The organism is Dermatobacter hominis (assembly GCF_020715685.1).
Taxonomy (GTDB): domain Bacteria; phylum Actinomycetota; class Acidimicrobiia; order Acidimicrobiales; family Microtrichaceae; genus Dermatobacter; species Dermatobacter hominis.
In genome coordinates this window covers 888,868-904,233 of the sequence record NZ_CP085840.1, presented here as the reverse complement: position 1 = coordinate 904,233, position 15,366 = coordinate 888,868, and the positions used below count along the sequence as shown (strand labels likewise).

The following is a 15,366-nucleotide window of genomic DNA, read 5'->3' as shown; positions in this document are numbered from 1 at the left end:
GCGGGGTGGGCGTCGTGCCGCCCCGCTCAAGTCGCCGAGGCGCCCGCCGATGGGTTGGGGTGGGTCACGCCATCGCTCCCGCGCCGCGCCCCGGCGACACCGCGTCGCCGCCGGCCGCGGGCGACGGGTGGTCGTCCACCGACGACGACCGGCGGGTGCGACCCCGCCACCTGCTGCTGGTCGCCGGGATCGGCTTCCTGCTGGCGGTGGTGCTGCTCCGCCCGTGGCCGCTCGACGCGCCGGTCCTCTACCAGGGCGACGTGTTCCAGCACCTGGCGATCGTCGAGGCCACCGACGCCACCGGCACCCCCCGGACGAGCGACGACCTGGCGGCGCCGGCGGAGGTCGACTGGTCGGTGTTCCCGACGGGGACCGAGCGGCTGCAGCTCGTCGTCCTGCGCACGCTCGACGCCGCCACCGGCGACGTCGCCACCGCGCTGAACCTGTACCTGCTGCTCGGCGTGACCGCGACGGCCGCCGTGGCCTTCGCCGTCCTCCGGTGGATGGGACTCCGGCCGCTGCTGGCCGGCGCGGTGGCGCTGCCGTTCTCGGTGGGGCCGGCGTTCTCGGCCGCGCTGGTCGGCGGCCACGTCTTCCTCTTCGCGCTCTTCCCGGTGGCGCTCGGCACCTACCTGGCGCTGTGGTCGACGATGACGTCGGGCGCCGACGTGCGCCGGCGGCCGGCGGTCGCGGTGTGGCCGGCGGTCGCGGTGGTGGTGACCGCGCTGTCGAGCGCCTACTACACGTCGTTCACGGTGGTCGTGATCGGCGCCGTCGGCCTTGCGGTCGCCGTCCGCGCCCGTCGACCCGGTCGGCTGGTCCTCCCCGCGGTGACCGCAGCCGGCCTGGCCCTCGTGGCCGGGCTGTCGCTGCTGCCCGACCTGCTGAGCCGGTCCGGCGACCCGGCGGCCTCGGCGCTGCGGCGCACGGCCGCCGACGTGTGGCGCTACTCGCTCCACCCGCAGGACCTGCTCGTGGTCGACGAGGGCCACCCGCTCGCACCCGTGATGGGCTGGGCCCGGTCGCTCGCGTCCGACAACGTCACCGCCGCCAGCGGGACGGTCCTCGGGCTCGTGGCCCTGGCCGGGTGCGTCGGCGTCGTCGTGGTGGCCCTGCGTCACGGGCGGTCGCCGCGGGACCGGGCGGACCGCGTGATCGCTCGTCTGGCCACCGTGGTCGTGACCGTGCTGGCCGTCGCCGTCGTCGGCGGTGTCGGCACGTGGCTGGCCGAGGTCGGGGTGACGCAGATCCGGGCGTGGTCCCGCATGACCGTCTTCCTGTCCTTCGCCGGCCTCGCCGGGGTCGCGCTGGTCGCCCAGCGGGCGCTCGAGCGGGCCGACTGGGACCGGCGCCGCACGACCGCCGTCGTCGTCGCCTGCGCCGCGCTCGTCCTCCTCGACCAGGGGCTGGTGCCCGCCGACGGTGCCGCCGCCGAGGCCCGGGCCCGCTCCGACGAGCACATGGTGGCGGCGATGGCCGGCCAGTTCGGCCCCGACGCCCAGGTCTTCGAGGTGCCGGTGGTGAGCTTCCCCGACGATCCCGGCTCCGGCCGGCTGCTGGCCCCGGCGGTGCAGACGGTCAACACGCTCCGGTTCAGCGGCGGCTTCTTCCGCGGCGGCGCGCAGGACTGGCAGCTCAGCTGGTGCCGCCGCCCGACCGGCCAGTTCGTCCGCGCCGTCGCCGCTGCGGGCTTCGACGCGCTGCTGGTCCAGGTCGACCACCACCTCGTCCGCGACCGGGACGAGGTCGCGTTGCAGCTCGCGGCCACGCTCGGCCCGCTCGCCGGCACCAGCGACGACGGCGCCTTCGCCTGGTACGACCTCCGCCCGCTCCGCGCCGAGCTCGTCGAGGACTTCGGACAGCCCGCGGTCGACCGCGCCGGTGCGCTCGTCCGGCGTCCGATCGGCGTCGACTACTCGGGCGTGACCGAGCTGCGGCTGAAGGGCCGGGTCATGGACGGCGGCGGCGACGTCGTGCTGCGGCGCCTCGACGACGACACCGCACCGGTCGAGCTCACGATGCAGGTCGCGGCCGGCGGGGGAGCGAGCGAGCGGGTCGTGGACACGGTCGACCTGGACCGCGCCACGACGAGCGTCGCGGTGCCAGGTGGTGCGCCGGTGACGGTGTCGGGCGTCTCGGCGATCGACGAGCGCGCCCTCACCGATCCCGTGCTCGGGAGCGGCGACGGCGCGGCGCTCCCCGCGGTCTGCATGTAGGCGACCGGGCACCGGGTCACCCGGCGCCCGCACGGGCGCCGGACGACCCGGGCTCGGAACCGATCAGGTGATGCTGAGCATCCGCTCGAGCGCCACCCGGGCCCAGTGGGCGGTGTCGGGATCGACGGTGATCCGGTTGGTCACCTTGCCCTCGACGAGCCGATCGAGCGTCCACGCCAGGTGCGGGGCGTCGATGCGGAACATCGTGCTGCACGGGCAGATGAGCGGGTCGAGCGAGCGGACGTCCTTGTCGGTCTCGTCGTCCAGCCGCTGCACCAGGTGGATCTCGGTGCCGACGCCGACGGTGGTGCCGGCGGGCAGCGCGTCGATCGCCCGGATGATGAAGTCGGTCGAGCCGACCTCGTCGGCCAGCTCGCACACGTCGTGCGAGCACTCCGGGTGGACGATGACCACGCCGTCCGGGTGCTCGGCCCGGAACGCCTCGATGTGCTCGGGGCGGAACCGCTGGTGCACCGAGCAGTGGCCCTTCCAGAGGAGGAACGTCGCCTCCTTCACGTCGGCCTCGCTCAGCCCGCCGAGGTCCTTGCGCGGGTTCCAGACCCGCATGTCGGCCTCGGTGAAGCCCATCTGGTAGCCGGTGTTGCGGCCGAGGTGCTGGTCGGGGAAGAAGAGCACCTGCTTGGCCCTCGGACCGTCGGGGTCGTTGAGCGCCCACTCGAGCACGGCACGGGCGTTGGTCGAGGTGCACACGGCGCCGCCGTGGCGGCCGACGAACGCCTTCAGGTTGGCCGCCGAGTTCATGTAGGTGATCGGCAGCACGCCCTCGATGTCGGTGACGTCCTCGAGCGCCTCCCAGGCCTCCTCGACGGCGTCGATGTCGGCCATGTCGGCCATCGAGCACCCGGCGTTCAGGTCGGGGAGGACCACCTGCTGGTGGTCGCCGGTGAGGATGTCGGCCGATTCAGCCATGAAGTGCACGCCGCAGAAGACGATGTAGTCGGCCTCGGGGTGCTCCTTGGCGAGCACCGACAGGCGGAACGAGTCGCCGCGGGCGTCGGCCCAGCGCATGACCTCGTCACGCTGGTAGTGGTGGCCCAGGATGAAGAGCCGGTCGCCGAGCGTGGCCTTCGCCGCCGCGATGCGGTCGGCCAGCTCGTCAGGCGTCGCTGAGGTGTACCGCTCTGGGAGCGGCACCTGGAGTCGCAGCATGGTGGGGTGAACCTCCTTGTGGCCGGCGCGTGGCGCGCGGCCCTGAGGACCTCCGATTGACGGCCGGTGGGGGCAGCCTGGTCGCCACGCCACGGGGATGTCGGCCTCAGAGGTGATGTCGCCGGAGGCCAGGCCGGCTCGACGAGCGTACCGCCCATCCACCTCAGGTGAACACCATCTTGCGCGGAGGTGTTCCTTCCGGCGGTCCGTGCGATGATGCGGGCGGTCCGGGGGGGTCGGGCCGGGGGAGGGACGTGGCGATGGCGGCGAGGGCGGATCAGCGTGCCCGGCGGTGGCGTCGGATCGGCGCGACGGCACTGGTGTGCCTGGCGATCGTGGCGGCGGGGTGCTCGGTGCCGCCGCCCCGGGGATCGCTCCCGGCCGGCACGCCGGGCGCGGACGGGCCCTGCGGGGTGGCGCGCACCGACCTGTGGAACCCCCTCGACCTGCGCCACGCCGACGTGCTCTTCGAGCCCACCGGCGACGGCCGTCCGTGGACGGGCGGCTCGTGCTCCGACGACGCCCGGCCCGTGGTGCTCGTCGCCCACGGCTACCTCGGCACGGCGCCCGAGGTCTACCAGGGGCTGATCGACCACCTCGTCGGCGCCGGGTTCGTCGTGGTGTTCCCCGGTTACACGGTCGAGTACGGGCCGTCGCACCAGTACGAGGTGGTCGACTCGGGCTTCGACCTCGGCGTCGAGGCCAGCGGCCGCGTCGACACGTCCAGGGTCGGCGTCGTCGGCCACTCGTTCGGCGGCGGCATGACGCCGTGGCTGGTGCAGCAGATCGACGCCCGTGGCTGGGGCAGCGAGGCGCTGTGGGCGGTGACGATGGCGCCGCACTACGTGCTCGAGGTCGGCACCGGCCCGATCGAGCTGCCGGCCCGCACGCACCTGGCGGTCGTGAACTACGACGAGGACGTCGTCGTCGACGCCCGCATCGGCATCGATCTCTACCGGTCCGCCACGCTGGACCCGTCGCAGAAGGTGCACGTGATGGTCCACACCGACCGCACGGTCGACCCGCCGCTGTTCGCCGACCACTTCGGGCCGATCTCGTTCGAGTTCGCCTCGTTCCTGTCGAACCTGTCGACCGACCGGGGCGATCGCTGGTCCGCCTGGCGCACCGTCGACGCCACCGCGGGGTGCGCCATGGACGGCCGCTGGTGCGACACGGACCTCGAGGACATGGGCACCTGGCCCGACGGCCGGCCGGTGGTGCGGGCGGAGGTGTCGGCCGACCCGGTCGACGTGGGCCCGCCGGCGATCCAGGAGTGCGAGTTCTTCCTGAACCCCCGCCCCTGCCCCTGAGAACCCGCCGCCCCTCCCGGACCCCGATCCGGTTTCTGACGCCACGAGGTGGGGCGTGTGACGCACGATCGTCACGAGAAACGCGCCGTGGGGTGATCGACGCCCCGGACGCGCCACCGGGAACGCGCCATGGGGCGTGTCGGGGCCGGACGGTAGGTTCAGCCCTGATGCTCGAGCGACCTCCGGCCGGCACCATCCCCGACACGCCCGGCAGCTACCAGTTCAAGGACGCCGACGGTCGCGTCATCTACGTGGGCAAGGCCAAGTCCCTGCGCCAGCGGCTCTCGAACTACTTCCAGAACCCGGCCAACCTCCCGCCGCGCACCTTCCAGATGGTGTCCACGGCCGCCTCGGTCGAGTGGATCCAGGTGCGCAACGAGGTCGAGGCGCTGATGCTCGAGTACTCGCTCATCAAGCAGCACCGGCCCCGGTTCAACGTCCGCCTGGTCGACGACAAGAGCTATCCGTTCCTGGCCGTGACGGTGTCCGACGAGTGGCCCCGGCCGATGGTCATGCGGGGCCGGCGACGCAAGGGCGTCCGGTACTTCGGCCCCTACGCCCACGCCTACGCCATCCGGGACACGCTCGACGAGCTGCTGCGCACCTTCCCGCTCCGGACGTGCTCCGACGCCAAGTTCGGGCGCCACGAGCGCCTCGGCAAGCCGTGCCTGCTGTTCCACATCGAGAAGTGCTCCGGCCCGTGCGTCGGCGAGATCGACCACGACTCGTACCGCCGCCTCGTCGACGAGCTGCTCGAGTTCCTCGACGGCGACACCCAGCCGGTGCTCGACCGGCTCGCCGCCCAGATGACCGCCGCCGCCGACTCGCTGGAGTTCGAGCAGGCCGCCCGCCTGCGCGACCGGCTCGCCACGGTGCGGCGGGCGATCGAGCGCCAGCAGATGGTGGGCGACCGCAGCGAGGACGTCGACGTGGTGGGGATCGCCGAGGACGAGCTCGAGGCGTCGGCCCAGGTGTTCTTCGTCCGCAAGGGCCGAGTGGTCGGCCGCTTCGGCTTCCTGCTCGACAAGGTCATGGACCTCACGCCCGACCAGACGATCGCCGCCGTGCTCGAGCAGCTCTACGGCGACGAGCCGGCGGTCGGCTACCCCAAGGCCGTGCTGGTGCCCACGCTGCCCGAGGACATCGACGTGTACCAGGAGTGGCTGACCATGCAGCGGGGGAGCCGGGTCGACATCCGCATCCCCCAGCGGGGTCCCAAGCGCCAGCTCGCCGAGACCGTCACGCAGAACGCACAGGAGGCGTTCAACCGCCACCGGCTCAAGCGGGCGTCGGACCACAACAGCCGGGCCAAGGCCCTCAACGAGCTGCAGGACGCGCTGCACCTCCCGGCCGCCCCGCTGCGCATCGAGTGCTACGACATGAGCCACCTGCAGGGCACCGACTACGTCGGCTCGATGGTCGTGCTCGAGGACGGCCTGCCCCGCAAGCAGGAGTACCGGCGGTTCAAGATCCGCACCGTGGCCGGCAACGACGACTTCGCCGCCATGGAGGAGGTGCTCACCCGTCGCCTCACGAACTACCTGGCCGACCGGGACAAGCCGCCGGCGGAGCGGGGCCGGTTCGCGTACCCGCCGCAGCTGCTCCTGGTCGACGGCGGCAAGGGCCAGCTCGGCGTGGCCGTGAAGGTGCTCGAGGAGCTCGGGCTGGCCGACGAGATCCCGGTCGCGTCGCTGGCCAAGCGCTTCGAGGAGGTCTACCTCCCCGGCCGGTCCGAGCCGGTCGAGGTGCGCCGCGGGTCAGAGGCGCTGTTCCTGTTGCAGCGCATCCGCGACGAGTCGCACCGGTTCGCCATCACCTACCACCGGGAGCTGCGCGGCAAGCGCATGACCCGCTCTGTGCTCGACGGCATCCCCGGCCTGGGCGACAAGCGCAAGCAGCGGTTGGTCAAGGAGCTCGGCGGGGTGCGGGCGGTGCAGGCCGCCGACCTCGCCACGCTGCAGGCGCTGCCGTGGCTGCCCGACTCGGTCGCCGGCGCCGTCTACGACGCCCTCCACTCGCCGGCCTGACGCCCGGGCCAACGCCGTTCGCTAGCGTCGCCCGCCGTGCCGAACCCTGACCCGTGGGAGTCGCACGCCGCCTGGTGGCAGGACCAGTTCACCGACGGCGTCGATCCCGAGTACACCGAGCAGATCCTGCCGCTTGTCGCCCAGCACCTCCCCGGCCCCGACGAGCGGACGTCGGGCCTGCTCGTCGACGTCGGCTGCGGCGAGGGCCAGGTCGCCCGGGTCGCCGCCGACGCGGGACTGACCGTCGTCGGGATCGACCCGGCGGCCTCGCAGGTCGACGTCGCCCGCGATCGCGCCGGTGGGCCGGTCTACGTGCAGGGCTCGGCGACCGCGCTGTCCGTGGCCGACGGCGTCGCCGATGCCGCCGTCGCGTGCCTGGTCTTCGAGCACATCGTCGACGTCGACGCCGCGCTCGCCGAGGTGGCCAGGGTGCTGCGGCCGGGCGGGCGGTTCCTGTTCCTGCTCAACCACCCGCTCCTGCAGACGCCCGGGAGCGGCTGGATCGACGACCAGGTGCTCGACCCGCCCGAGCAGTACTGGCGTGTCGGCCCCTACCTCACCGAGGCCGACACGGTGGAGGAGGTCGAGAAGGACGTGTTCATCCGCTTCTTCCACCGCCCGCTGTCGCGCTACCTCAACGCAGCCCGGGACGCCGGCCTCGTCCTCCAGCGGATGGAGGAGCCGGCCCCGCCGCCGGGCTTCCTCGCCCGGGCCGAGGAGTACGCCGACGCGGCGACGATCCCCCGCCTGGCGTTCCTCCTGTTCGAGCGCACCTGACGGGTCGCTCGGGCCGACCGGTCCGAGCCCGGGGTGCGGAGCGACGACGCCCGGACGCGAGCGGTGCCGGGCGCCCGTCGGACGCCCGGCACCACCGGGTCGGGATCGGCCGGTCGGCCGGATCAGCAGTCGGTCGACGGGGCGGTGATCACGGAGTCGATCACGTGGACGACGCCGTTCGACCCCTCGAGGTCGGTCTGCGTGATCGTGGCGCCGCCGATCGTCAGGTCGTCACCGCTCTTGGCGATCTTGACCTTGCCGCCGAGCGTGTCGACGCACTGGCCGTCGAGCTCCATCGCGTCCGCGGCGAGCACCTTGCCGCTCACGACGTGCAGCTTCAGCACGTCGGCGAGCGCACCGGTCGGATCGGCCTGCAGCTGCTGCAGCGTGGCCGCCGGCACCTTGCTGAATGCCTCGTTGGTCGGCGCGAACACGGTGAAGGGGCCCGCGCCGGACAGCGTCTCGGCCAGGCCGGCGCTCGTGACGAGCTCGACCAGCGTCGAGAAGTCGGGGTTGCCCGCCGCGATGTCGACGATGGTCTCGTCGGCCATGTCGCCGCCGGCCGTGGTGGTGGTCGCCTCGGTCGTGGTGGTCGTGTCGCTGCTGGCGTCGCTGTCCGAGTCGTCGCTGCACGCCGCCGCGACGAGCGAGACGCCGAGGAGCAGGGCGACGAGGGGAGCGAGGAACTTGTACCGCATCAGATGGCCTCCTTGAGGTGGTCTGTGCGGTACTTCGTCCGTCTGGTCCGACCGGATGCGGTCGTCGCAGATTCTTCTCGGCAGCCGAGCGCCAGAGTCGGCGCGCCCGAAGGCCGGTCAGGCCCCGCCCGGGATCAGCAGTCGGTCGCCGGGGCGGTGACGACGCTGTCGAGCTTGAGGATCGTGCCGTTGGACGCGGTCTGCGGGTCGCCGTCCTCGATGGTGGCGCCGCCGAAGCTGACGGTGGCGTCGTCGCCCTCGCCCTCGACGGTGATCTTGACCTTGCCGCCGAGCGTGTCGACGCACTGGCCGCCTTCGTCCGCCAGGTCGTCGACGGTCACGTTGCCGCTGATGACGTGCAGCTTGAGCACGTTGGCGAGGGCGCCCTGCGGGTCCTGCTCGAGGTTCGCCAGGGTCGCGGCCGGCACGGCGCTCATGGCCTGGTTGGTCGGGGCGAGGATCGTGAACGGCCCGCCGCCCGACAGGGCCTCCTCCAGCCCGGCCTCGGTGATCAGCCCGGCCACCTGCGACAGGTCGTCGTCGGCGACGATCACGTCGACCACGGTGTTGTCCTCGGCGTCCGCCGGGGCCGAGGTCGTCGTGGTCGACGACTGCTCCTTGGCGGTCGTCGTCGTGCCCTCGGCCCGCTTGTCCTCCGCGGCCTCGTCGGACTTGCTGCAGGCACCGGCGAACAGGGCCAGGGCGCAGCAGAGTGCGGCGACGGTGAGGAAGGGCTTGTTGCGCATGGACGATCTCCTTGAGTGCCCGGGGCGGGTGGCCCGGGCAGCCGGCTGACGGCTGTTGAACCTAGCCAGGGTGGCGGCGGAGGGCGAAGATGGTCGGCTCGCTGCGAGGGGGCGATAGCGTTCGTCCCGTGAGCGAGTTCCTGGTGATCACCGGCGTCTCGGGCGCCGGGCGGACCCAGTTCGGGGACTCGCTCGAGGACCTGGGCTGGTTCGTCATCGACAACATCCCGGTCGAGCTGATCCCGAAGGTCGCGGAGCTGGCGCGCTTCCAGGACCCGGGCACGCCCGTGGCCCTCGTCGTCGGCACGGGGAGCGACATCGAGGGCATCGGTCCGGCGCTCGACGAGCTGCGTCGATCAGGCGCCGGCGTTCGGATCGTGTTCCTCGACGCGTCGACGCCGACGCTGGTGCGCCGCTACGGCGAGTCGAAGCGCCGGCACCCGCTCGCCGCGCAGGCCGGGACGGTCGCCGGCGCCATCGACCTCGAGCGCGACGTGCTCGCCGAGGTGCGCGAAGCGGCCGACATCGTCCTCGACACCTCGGATCTCAACGTCCACGACCTGCGCGCCCGGGTGAACGAGCTGTTCGCCGACGACGGCGGCTCCCGCATGCAGGTGACGCTGCAGTCGTTCGGCTACAAGCACGGCGTCCCCGCCGATGTCGACACGGTGTTCGACTGCCGGTTCCTTCCCAACCCGTACTGGGTCGACGAGCTGCGCCCGCTCACCGGGCTCGATCCCGAGGTGCAGGACTACGTCCGGTCCTTCGAGCTCACGGGCGAGTTCCTGCACAGGGTCGAGGACCTGCTCGAGCTGCTGCTGCCGGCCTACGTCGCCGAGGGCAAGGCCCTGCTGACGGTCGCGTTCGGCTGCACAGGGGGTCGGCACCGGTCGGTGACGATCGTCGAGACGGTGGCCGACTGGCTGCGGGCCCAGGGCATCGAGCCGCGCATCCGACACCGGGACGTGGCCAAGTGAACGCGGATCCCGACGTGCCGAGGACCGGCCTCGACCCCGACGGTCCGGCCGTCGTCGCCGTCGGGGGCGGGCACGGGCTGGCCACGACGCTCCGGGCCGCCCGCTGTTACGCCGGGAGGCTGAGCGCCGTCGTGTCGGTGGCCGACGACGGCGGCTCGACCGGTCGGCTCCGCGCCGCCTCGCCCCGCCCGGCACCGGGCGACCTGCGCAAGTGCCTGGTCGCGCTCGCCGGGTCGGACCAGCCGATCGTGGCCGCCATGGAGCACCGCTTCGGGTCGGGGGAGCTCGATGGCCACGCCTTCGGGAACCTGCTGATCGCCGCGCTCGAGGAGTCGGAGGGCAGCCTCGTCGCCGCGCTCGACGAGGCCGGTCGGCTGCTCGACTGCGTCGGCCGCGTGCTGCCGACGACCACCGTGCCGATCGAGCTGCGGGCCCGGGTCGACTCCGGCGGCGTCGTCCGGGGGCAGGTGGCCGTGGGGGAGCGGGCCGACCTGCGCACCGTGACCGTCGAGCCCGCCGACGCCCCGGCGTGCGAGCTGGCCGTCCAGGCGGTGCTCGAGGCCGACCAGGTCGTGCTGGGACCGGGATCGCTCTACACGAGCGTGCTGGCCGCCACCGCCGTGCGGGGGATCGCCGAGTCGATCCGGCGCACCTCGGCCCAGGTCGTCTACGTCTGCAACCTCCACCCGCAGGTGTCCGAGACCGCCGGGTACCGGGTCGACGACCACGTGGCCGCCCTCGCCCGCCACGGACTGGTGCCCGACGTCGTGCTGTACGACCCGTCGACGATCGACGGTGCCGACGACGTGGCCGGCGCCCGCCCGGTGACGATCGCCCGGACGTCGGGCCTGGCCCACGACCCGGCGCTGCTGGGCATGGCGCTGGCGGACGTGCTCGCCGCGTCGGCCTGACGCCCGCCGCCCGGCCCGCCCGCCGCCCCGCTCGCCCGCCCGGCCCGCTCTGTTCCACCTTTTCGACGTTGCAGCGTCGAAAAGGTGGAACGAAGCGGGCAGGGGGGTGGGCGATCGGCCGGGCGGACCGACGGCGGAGGCCCGGGCCACCACCCGGGTGGTGGCGATTGGCACGTTCCGGCGTGCCGTGCTCGCATAGGGGGCGCGTCGCCGCAACGGGGCGGGGACCCGGATCTGACTCCAAGCAGACCGCCAGCCACACCTGAGACGAGGGAATGACATGACCGTGCGCGTGGGGATCAACGGCTTCGGCCGCATCGGCCGCAACTTCTTCCGGGCCGCCAAGGCCCGTGGCGCCGACATCGACTTCGTGGCCGTGAACGACCTGGGTTCGCTCGACCAGATGGCGCACCTGCTCAAGCGCGACTCGGTCGCCGGCACCTTCCCCGGTGAGGTCAAGGAGGTCGAGGGCGGCATCGACGTCGACGGTGACGTCCTCAAGGTCGTCCAGCACCGCAACCCGGCCGAGATCCCCTGGGGCGAGCTGGGCGTCGACGTCGTCATCGAGTCGACCGGCATCTTCACCGACCGGGACAAGGCGGCGGCCCACCTCGAGGGCGGCGCTCCCCGCGTCATCGTCTCGGCCCCGTCCGGCGGCGCCGATGCCACGTTCGTGATGGGCGTCAACGACGACACCTTCGACCCCGAGAAGCACATCGTGGTGTCGAACGCCTCGTGCACGACCAACTGCTTCGTGCCGCTGATCAAGGTCCTCGACGACGCGTTCGGCGTCGAGAAGGGCCTCATGAACACGATCCACGCCTACACGGGCGACCAGATGCTGGTGGACGGCCCGCACAAGGACCTGCGTCGGGCCCGTGCGGCGGCGATCAACATCGTGCCGACCTCGACCGGCGCCGCCCGTGCGACGTCGCTCGTGCTCGAGTCGATGAAGGGCCGCCTCGACGGCACCTCGCTGCGCGTCCCGGTCCCGACCGGTTCGATCACCGACTTCACCGGCGTCCTCAACCAGGAGGTCACGGTCGAGCAGGTGAACGAGGCGTTCCAGGCCGCTGCGTCCGAGGGTCGCCTCAAGGGCATCCTGCAGTACACCGACGAGCCGATCGTCAGCTCCGACATCGTGGGCTCGCCCTACAGCTCGATCTTCGACTCGGGCCTCACGATGGCCATGGGCAACATGGTCAAGGTCCTGTCCTGGTACGACAACGAGGCGGGCTACTCGAACCGCCTGGTCGACCTGGCCCAGATCGTCGGCGCCGCCAACCACTGATCGCACAGGCCTGCCGCGATCCTGATCACCGGGAGCGACGTCCAGCGACGTTCTCGGCGATCAGGATCCGGATGGGATCTGTGAGGGGAGAACGATGAAGTTCGGAGTGCCCGAGCTGGAGGACCTCGGCGACGTCGAGGGCAAGTCGGTCCTGGTCCGGGCGGACTTCAACGTCCCGCTGAAGGACGGCGAGATCACCGACGACCTGCGCATCCGCGCCGCCCTGCCGACGCTGCAGTGGCTGCTCGACCGGGGCGCCTCGGTCACGGCCTGCACGCACCTGGGTCGGCCGAAGGGCGAGCCCGACCCGAAGTACTCGGTCGAGCCGGTGCGCCGTCGGCTGGCCGAGCTCGCACCGGGCGTCGAGCTGCTGGAGAACCTGCGGTTCGACCCGGGGGAGACCGGCAACGACCCGGCGTTCGTGGCCGAGCTGTGCGAGGGCCACGACCTCTACGTGAACGACGCCTTCGGCGCCTCGCACCGGGCCCACGCCTCGATCGTCGGCCCGCCGACGCTGCTGCCCTCGGCGGCCGGCCGGCTGCTGGCCAAGGAGGTCGAGGTCCTGCTCGGCGTCCGCGAGCACCCGGGTCGCCCCTTCACCGCCATCACCGGCGGCTCGAAGGTCAGCGACAAGCTCGGCGTGCTCACCGCGCTGCTCGACATCGCCGACGACATCATCATCGGCGGCGGCATGTGCTTCACCTTCTTCGGCGCGATGGGCCACTCGATCGGCAGCTCGCTGTTCGAGGAGGACCAGGTCGAGAGCTGCGCCAAGCTGCTCGACGAGCACGGTGACCGGCTGCACCTGCCGGAGGACGTCGTGGGCCTCGGGCCCGGCGGCAAGATCGGCGACCCGTCGGCCGGCGGCGAGGTCCGCAACTTCGGCCGCTCGCTGCCCGACGGCTGGATGGGCCTCGACATCGGGCCCGGTGCCGCCGCTGCGTTCGGCGACGTGATCCTCGAGTCCCGCACCGTGCTCTGGAACGGGCCGATGGGCGTGTTCGAGGACCGGCGGTTCGAGGCCGGCACCCGAGCCGTCGCCCAGGCCGTGGCCGAGTGCCGCGGCTTCACCGTCATCGGCGGCGGCGACTCCGCCGCTGCGGTGGCCCAGTTCGGCCTCGCCGACGAGGTCGACCACATCTCGACCGGCGGCGGCGCCTCGCTCGAGCTGATCGAGCAGGGCGACCTGCCCGGCCTCGAGGCGCTCCGCCACGCACCGAACGTCGCCGGCTGACGCCGCGCCGCAGCAGTCGTCATCGCAGACCGCAACCGCACGCACCACTCGAAGAACCCGGGGGATCCCATGGCCGCCAGCCGGAAGCCGATCATCAGCGGCAACTGGAAGATGCACAAGAACCACTTCGAGGCGATCCAGGCCGTGCAGAAGCTGCACTACCGCCTCGACGGCGACGACCACGACAGCGTGATCGTCACGGTGCACCCGCCGTTCACGGACCTGCGCTCCATCCAGACGCTCATCGAGGCCGACCGGATGAAGATCGAGCTCGGCGCCCAGAACTGCCACTGGGAGGACCAAGGCGCGTTCACCGGTGAGGTCGCCCCGCCCATGCTCGCCAAGCTCGACGTCGCGTACGTGATCGTCGGGCACTCCGAGCGGCGCCAGTTCTTCGGCGAGACCGACGAGACCGTGAACCTCAAGGTCAAGGCGGTCGGCCGAGCCGGGATGACGCCGATCATGTGCTGCGGTGAGTCGCTCGAGCAGCGCGAGGCCGGCGACGCCGAGTCGTGGGTCGAGGGTCAGATCGTGGCCGGCCTCGCCGGTCTCGGCGGTGATGCGGTCGGGACCCTCGTCATCGCCTACGAGCCCATCTGGGCGATCGGCACCGGCAGGACCGCCACGTCCGAGGACGCCCAGGCCATGTGCGCCCACATCCGCTCGGTCGTGAGGTCGAACTTCGGCGACGACGCCGCGGCCAAGGTGCGCATCCAGTACGGCGGCTCGGTGAAGCCGGGCAACATCGCCGAGCTCATGTCACAGGCCGACATCGACGGCGCCCTGGTGGGCGGCGCCAGCCTCGACCCCGACGGGTTCGCCGCCATCGTTCAGTACCGGAACCACTGAACGCTTTGAACGGGTCCAGCATCCACGCCGTCATCCACCAGGTCGACAATTCTGTCGCCGGTGGAGGAGGAGACGACAGCTAGCTACCTGTCGCCGCAGCTCGTCGCATGGCGACGGGTCACGGACCTGCCGCTGACGATCCTTGCGATCGGCTCCCTTCCGCTCCTCTTCTTGGAGCTCAAGCGGGCGGATCTCGCGTACCACGATCGGCTGTTCCTCGATGTGGTGAACGTCGCGGTCCTGGTCGCCTTCGCAGCCGACTACGGCGTCGAGCTCTTCGTCTCATCCGACCGGCGCGCCTACGTGCGAGGGGAGTGGGCCGGAGGTCTGATCGTCCTGACGCAGGCGCTCGCAGTCGTACCAGCGATGTCGTTCCTCGGCGTGACGCGAGCAGCTCGGGCGGCGCCGGTCATCCGGGCCGTGACGATGATCGCTCGTGTGATCGCGGTAGGTGGGGTCGCCGCCAGGGAGGGCCGGTCCGTCCTCCGGCAGCATGCGGCGGCATTCGCCCTCGGCCTCGCGGGGTTCACGTGGATCATGTCCGCCGCCCTGTTCACGATGTTCGAGGATGTCGGGCCCGGCCACCGCGTGGGCTCGTTCTTCGACGGGCTCTGGTGGTCGCTCGCCACGGTGACGACGGTGGGCTACGGCGACGTGGCGCCCGTGACCACGATGGGACGGATCGTCGGCGGGTTCACGATGGTCGTCGGGGTCTCGACGTTCGCGATCATCACCGCGAAGGTCGCCGAGTTCCTGATGCGCGCCGACCTCGTCCGCAGACCGGTCGATCTGGCGAGGGAGACAGACGCTGCGGACGAGTGAGGGTCGATCGGTTGCGGGGCGCGTCGGGCTCGGGGCGTGCTCGCAGGTCGATCCACTGAACGGGTATCCTCGACCGCCGTGGACATCGTCGAGATCATCCTCTGGGTCCTGCAGGCCGCGCTCGGCGTCGGGCTGATCTTCCTGGTGCTCATCCACTCCGGGAAGGGCGGCGGCCTCTCCGACATGTTCGGTGGCGGCCTCGGCGCCTCGGCCGCGGGTTCGACCGTGATGGAGAAGAACCTGGACCGCATCACCGTGGTGATCGGGCTCCTGTTCGGGTTCAACACCCTCCTCATGGCGCTGGTGATCGACCCCAAGTGAGGTCGTCGCGCCGGGGG

14 protein-coding genes are annotated in these 15,366 nt (G+C 72.1%); 11 read left to right on the top strand and 3 right to left on the bottom strand.

Annotated elements, in window-relative coordinates:
- Positions 1 to 59: 59 nt before the first annotated feature.
- On the top strand, positions 60 to 2,216 hold the full coding sequence (locus LH044_RS04255) for a hypothetical protein (RefSeq protein ID WP_227758560.1): 2,157 nt from the start codon (positions 60 to 62) through the stop codon (positions 2,214 to 2,216).
- Between the two features lie 63 nt (positions 2,217 to 2,279).
- Here LH044_RS04255 and nadA read toward each other — a convergent pair whose 3' ends face one another.
- On the bottom strand, positions 2,280 to 3,386 hold the full coding sequence (gene nadA, locus LH044_RS04250; RefSeq protein WP_227758559.1) for a quinolinate synthase NadA: 1,107 nt from the start codon (positions 3,384 to 3,386) through the stop codon (positions 2,280 to 2,282).
- Positions 3,387 to 3,646: 260 nt separating this feature from the next.
- Between nadA and LH044_RS04245 the strand changes: the two genes are divergently transcribed.
- The 3 genes from LH044_RS04245 to LH044_RS04235 all read left to right on the top strand — a co-directional run bounded on the left by LH044_RS04245 (position 3,647) and on the right by LH044_RS04235 (position 7,500).
- Positions 3,647 to 4,696 carry an alpha/beta hydrolase family protein gene (locus LH044_RS04245; RefSeq protein ID WP_227758558.1) on the top strand — a complete coding sequence of 350 codons (1,050 nt, stop codon included), beginning with the start codon at positions 3,647 to 3,649 and terminating at the stop codon, positions 4,694 to 4,696.
- 167 nt (positions 4,697 to 4,863) lie between these two features.
- Positions 4,864 to 6,723, top strand: a complete 1,860-nt coding sequence (gene uvrC, locus LH044_RS04240) for an excinuclease ABC subunit UvrC (protein ID WP_227758557.1) — start codon at positions 4,864 to 4,866, stop codon at positions 6,721 to 6,723.
- A 36-nt stretch (positions 6,724 to 6,759) separates the two neighbouring features.
- Entirely contained in the window at positions 6,760 to 7,500 is a 741-nt protein-coding gene (locus LH044_RS04235; protein WP_227758556.1) for a class I SAM-dependent methyltransferase, read from the top strand.
- Between the two features lie 122 nt (positions 7,501 to 7,622).
- Here the strand turns inward: LH044_RS04235 and LH044_RS04230 are convergent, their stop codons facing one another.
- Together LH044_RS04230 and LH044_RS04225 are read right to left on the bottom strand one after the other, a co-directional pair.
- Positions 7,623 to 8,198 (bottom strand): fasciclin domain-containing protein, encoded by a 576-nt coding sequence (locus LH044_RS04230; protein ID WP_227758555.1) that lies wholly within the window; start codon positions 8,196 to 8,198, stop codon positions 7,623 to 7,625.
- Between the two features lie 134 nt (positions 8,199 to 8,332).
- A complete protein-coding gene (locus LH044_RS04225) occupies positions 8,333 to 8,944 on the bottom strand; it encodes a fasciclin domain-containing protein (protein ID WP_227758554.1) in 612 nt (203 codons plus the stop codon).
- A gap of 128 nt (positions 8,945 to 9,072) precedes the next feature.
- On the opposite strand from LH044_RS04225, the gene rapZ reads away from it, so the two are divergent.
- From rapZ to secG, 7 genes are all read left to right on the top strand, one after another.
- Positions 9,073 to 9,921, top strand: a complete 849-nt coding sequence (gene rapZ, locus LH044_RS04220; protein WP_227758553.1) for an RNase adapter RapZ — start codon at positions 9,073 to 9,075, stop codon at positions 9,919 to 9,921.
- A gap of 14 nt (positions 9,922 to 9,935) precedes the next feature.
- Positions 9,936 to 10,832, top strand: a complete 897-nt coding sequence (locus LH044_RS04215) for a gluconeogenesis factor YvcK family protein (RefSeq protein ID WP_227758552.1) — start codon at positions 9,936 to 9,938, stop codon at positions 10,830 to 10,832.
- Positions 10,833 to 11,112: 280 nt separating this feature from the next.
- Complete coding sequence (gap, locus tag LH044_RS04210) at positions 11,113 to 12,123, top strand: type I glyceraldehyde-3-phosphate dehydrogenase (RefSeq protein ID WP_227758551.1); 1,011 nt, start codon at positions 11,113 to 11,115, stop codon at positions 12,121 to 12,123.
- A gap of 106 nt (positions 12,124 to 12,229) precedes the next feature.
- Positions 12,230 to 13,357 carry a phosphoglycerate kinase gene (locus tag LH044_RS04205; protein ID WP_374210591.1) on the top strand — a complete coding sequence of 376 codons (1,128 nt, stop codon included), beginning with the start codon at positions 12,230 to 12,232 and terminating at the stop codon, positions 13,355 to 13,357.
- 69 nt (positions 13,358 to 13,426) lie between these two features.
- Positions 13,427 to 14,206 carry a triose-phosphate isomerase gene (gene tpiA / locus LH044_RS04200; protein ID WP_227758549.1) on the top strand — a complete coding sequence of 260 codons (780 nt, stop codon included), beginning with the start codon at positions 13,427 to 13,429 and terminating at the stop codon, positions 14,204 to 14,206.
- A 60-nt stretch (positions 14,207 to 14,266) separates the two neighbouring features.
- Positions 14,267 to 15,028, top strand: a complete 762-nt coding sequence (locus LH044_RS04195) for a potassium channel family protein (protein WP_227758548.1) — start codon at positions 14,267 to 14,269, stop codon at positions 15,026 to 15,028.
- A 78-nt stretch (positions 15,029 to 15,106) separates the two neighbouring features.
- Positions 15,107 to 15,349, top strand: coding sequence for a preprotein translocase subunit SecG (secG, locus tag LH044_RS04190; protein ID WP_227758547.1), 243 nt, complete (start codon positions 15,107 to 15,109; stop codon positions 15,347 to 15,349).
- Positions 15,350 to 15,366 lie beyond the last annotated feature (17 nt).

Coding starts and splice junctions, on each gene's coding strand:
- LH044_RS04245 (WP_227758558.1), top strand. CDS start 3,647: ATGGCGGCGAGGGCGGATCAGCGTGCCCGGCGGTGGCGTCGGATCGGC.
- tpiA (WP_227758549.1), top strand. CDS start 13,427: ATGGCCGCCAGCCGGAAGCCGATCATCAGCGGCAACTGGAAGATGCAC.
- uvrC (WP_227758557.1), top strand. CDS start 4,864: ATGCTCGAGCGACCTCCGGCCGGCACCATCCCCGACACGCCCGGCAGC.
- LH044_RS04230 (WP_227758555.1), bottom strand. CDS start 8,198: ATGCGGTACAAGTTCCTCGCTCCCCTCGTCGCCCTGCTCCTCGGCGTC.
- gap (WP_227758551.1), top strand. CDS start 11,113: ATGACCGTGCGCGTGGGGATCAACGGCTTCGGCCGCATCGGCCGCAAC.
- nadA (WP_227758559.1), bottom strand. CDS start 3,386: ATGCTGCGACTCCAGGTGCCGCTCCCAGAGCGGTACACCTCAGCGACG.
- LH044_RS04225 (WP_227758554.1), bottom strand. CDS start 8,944: ATGCGCAACAAGCCCTTCCTCACCGTCGCCGCACTCTGCTGCGCCCTG.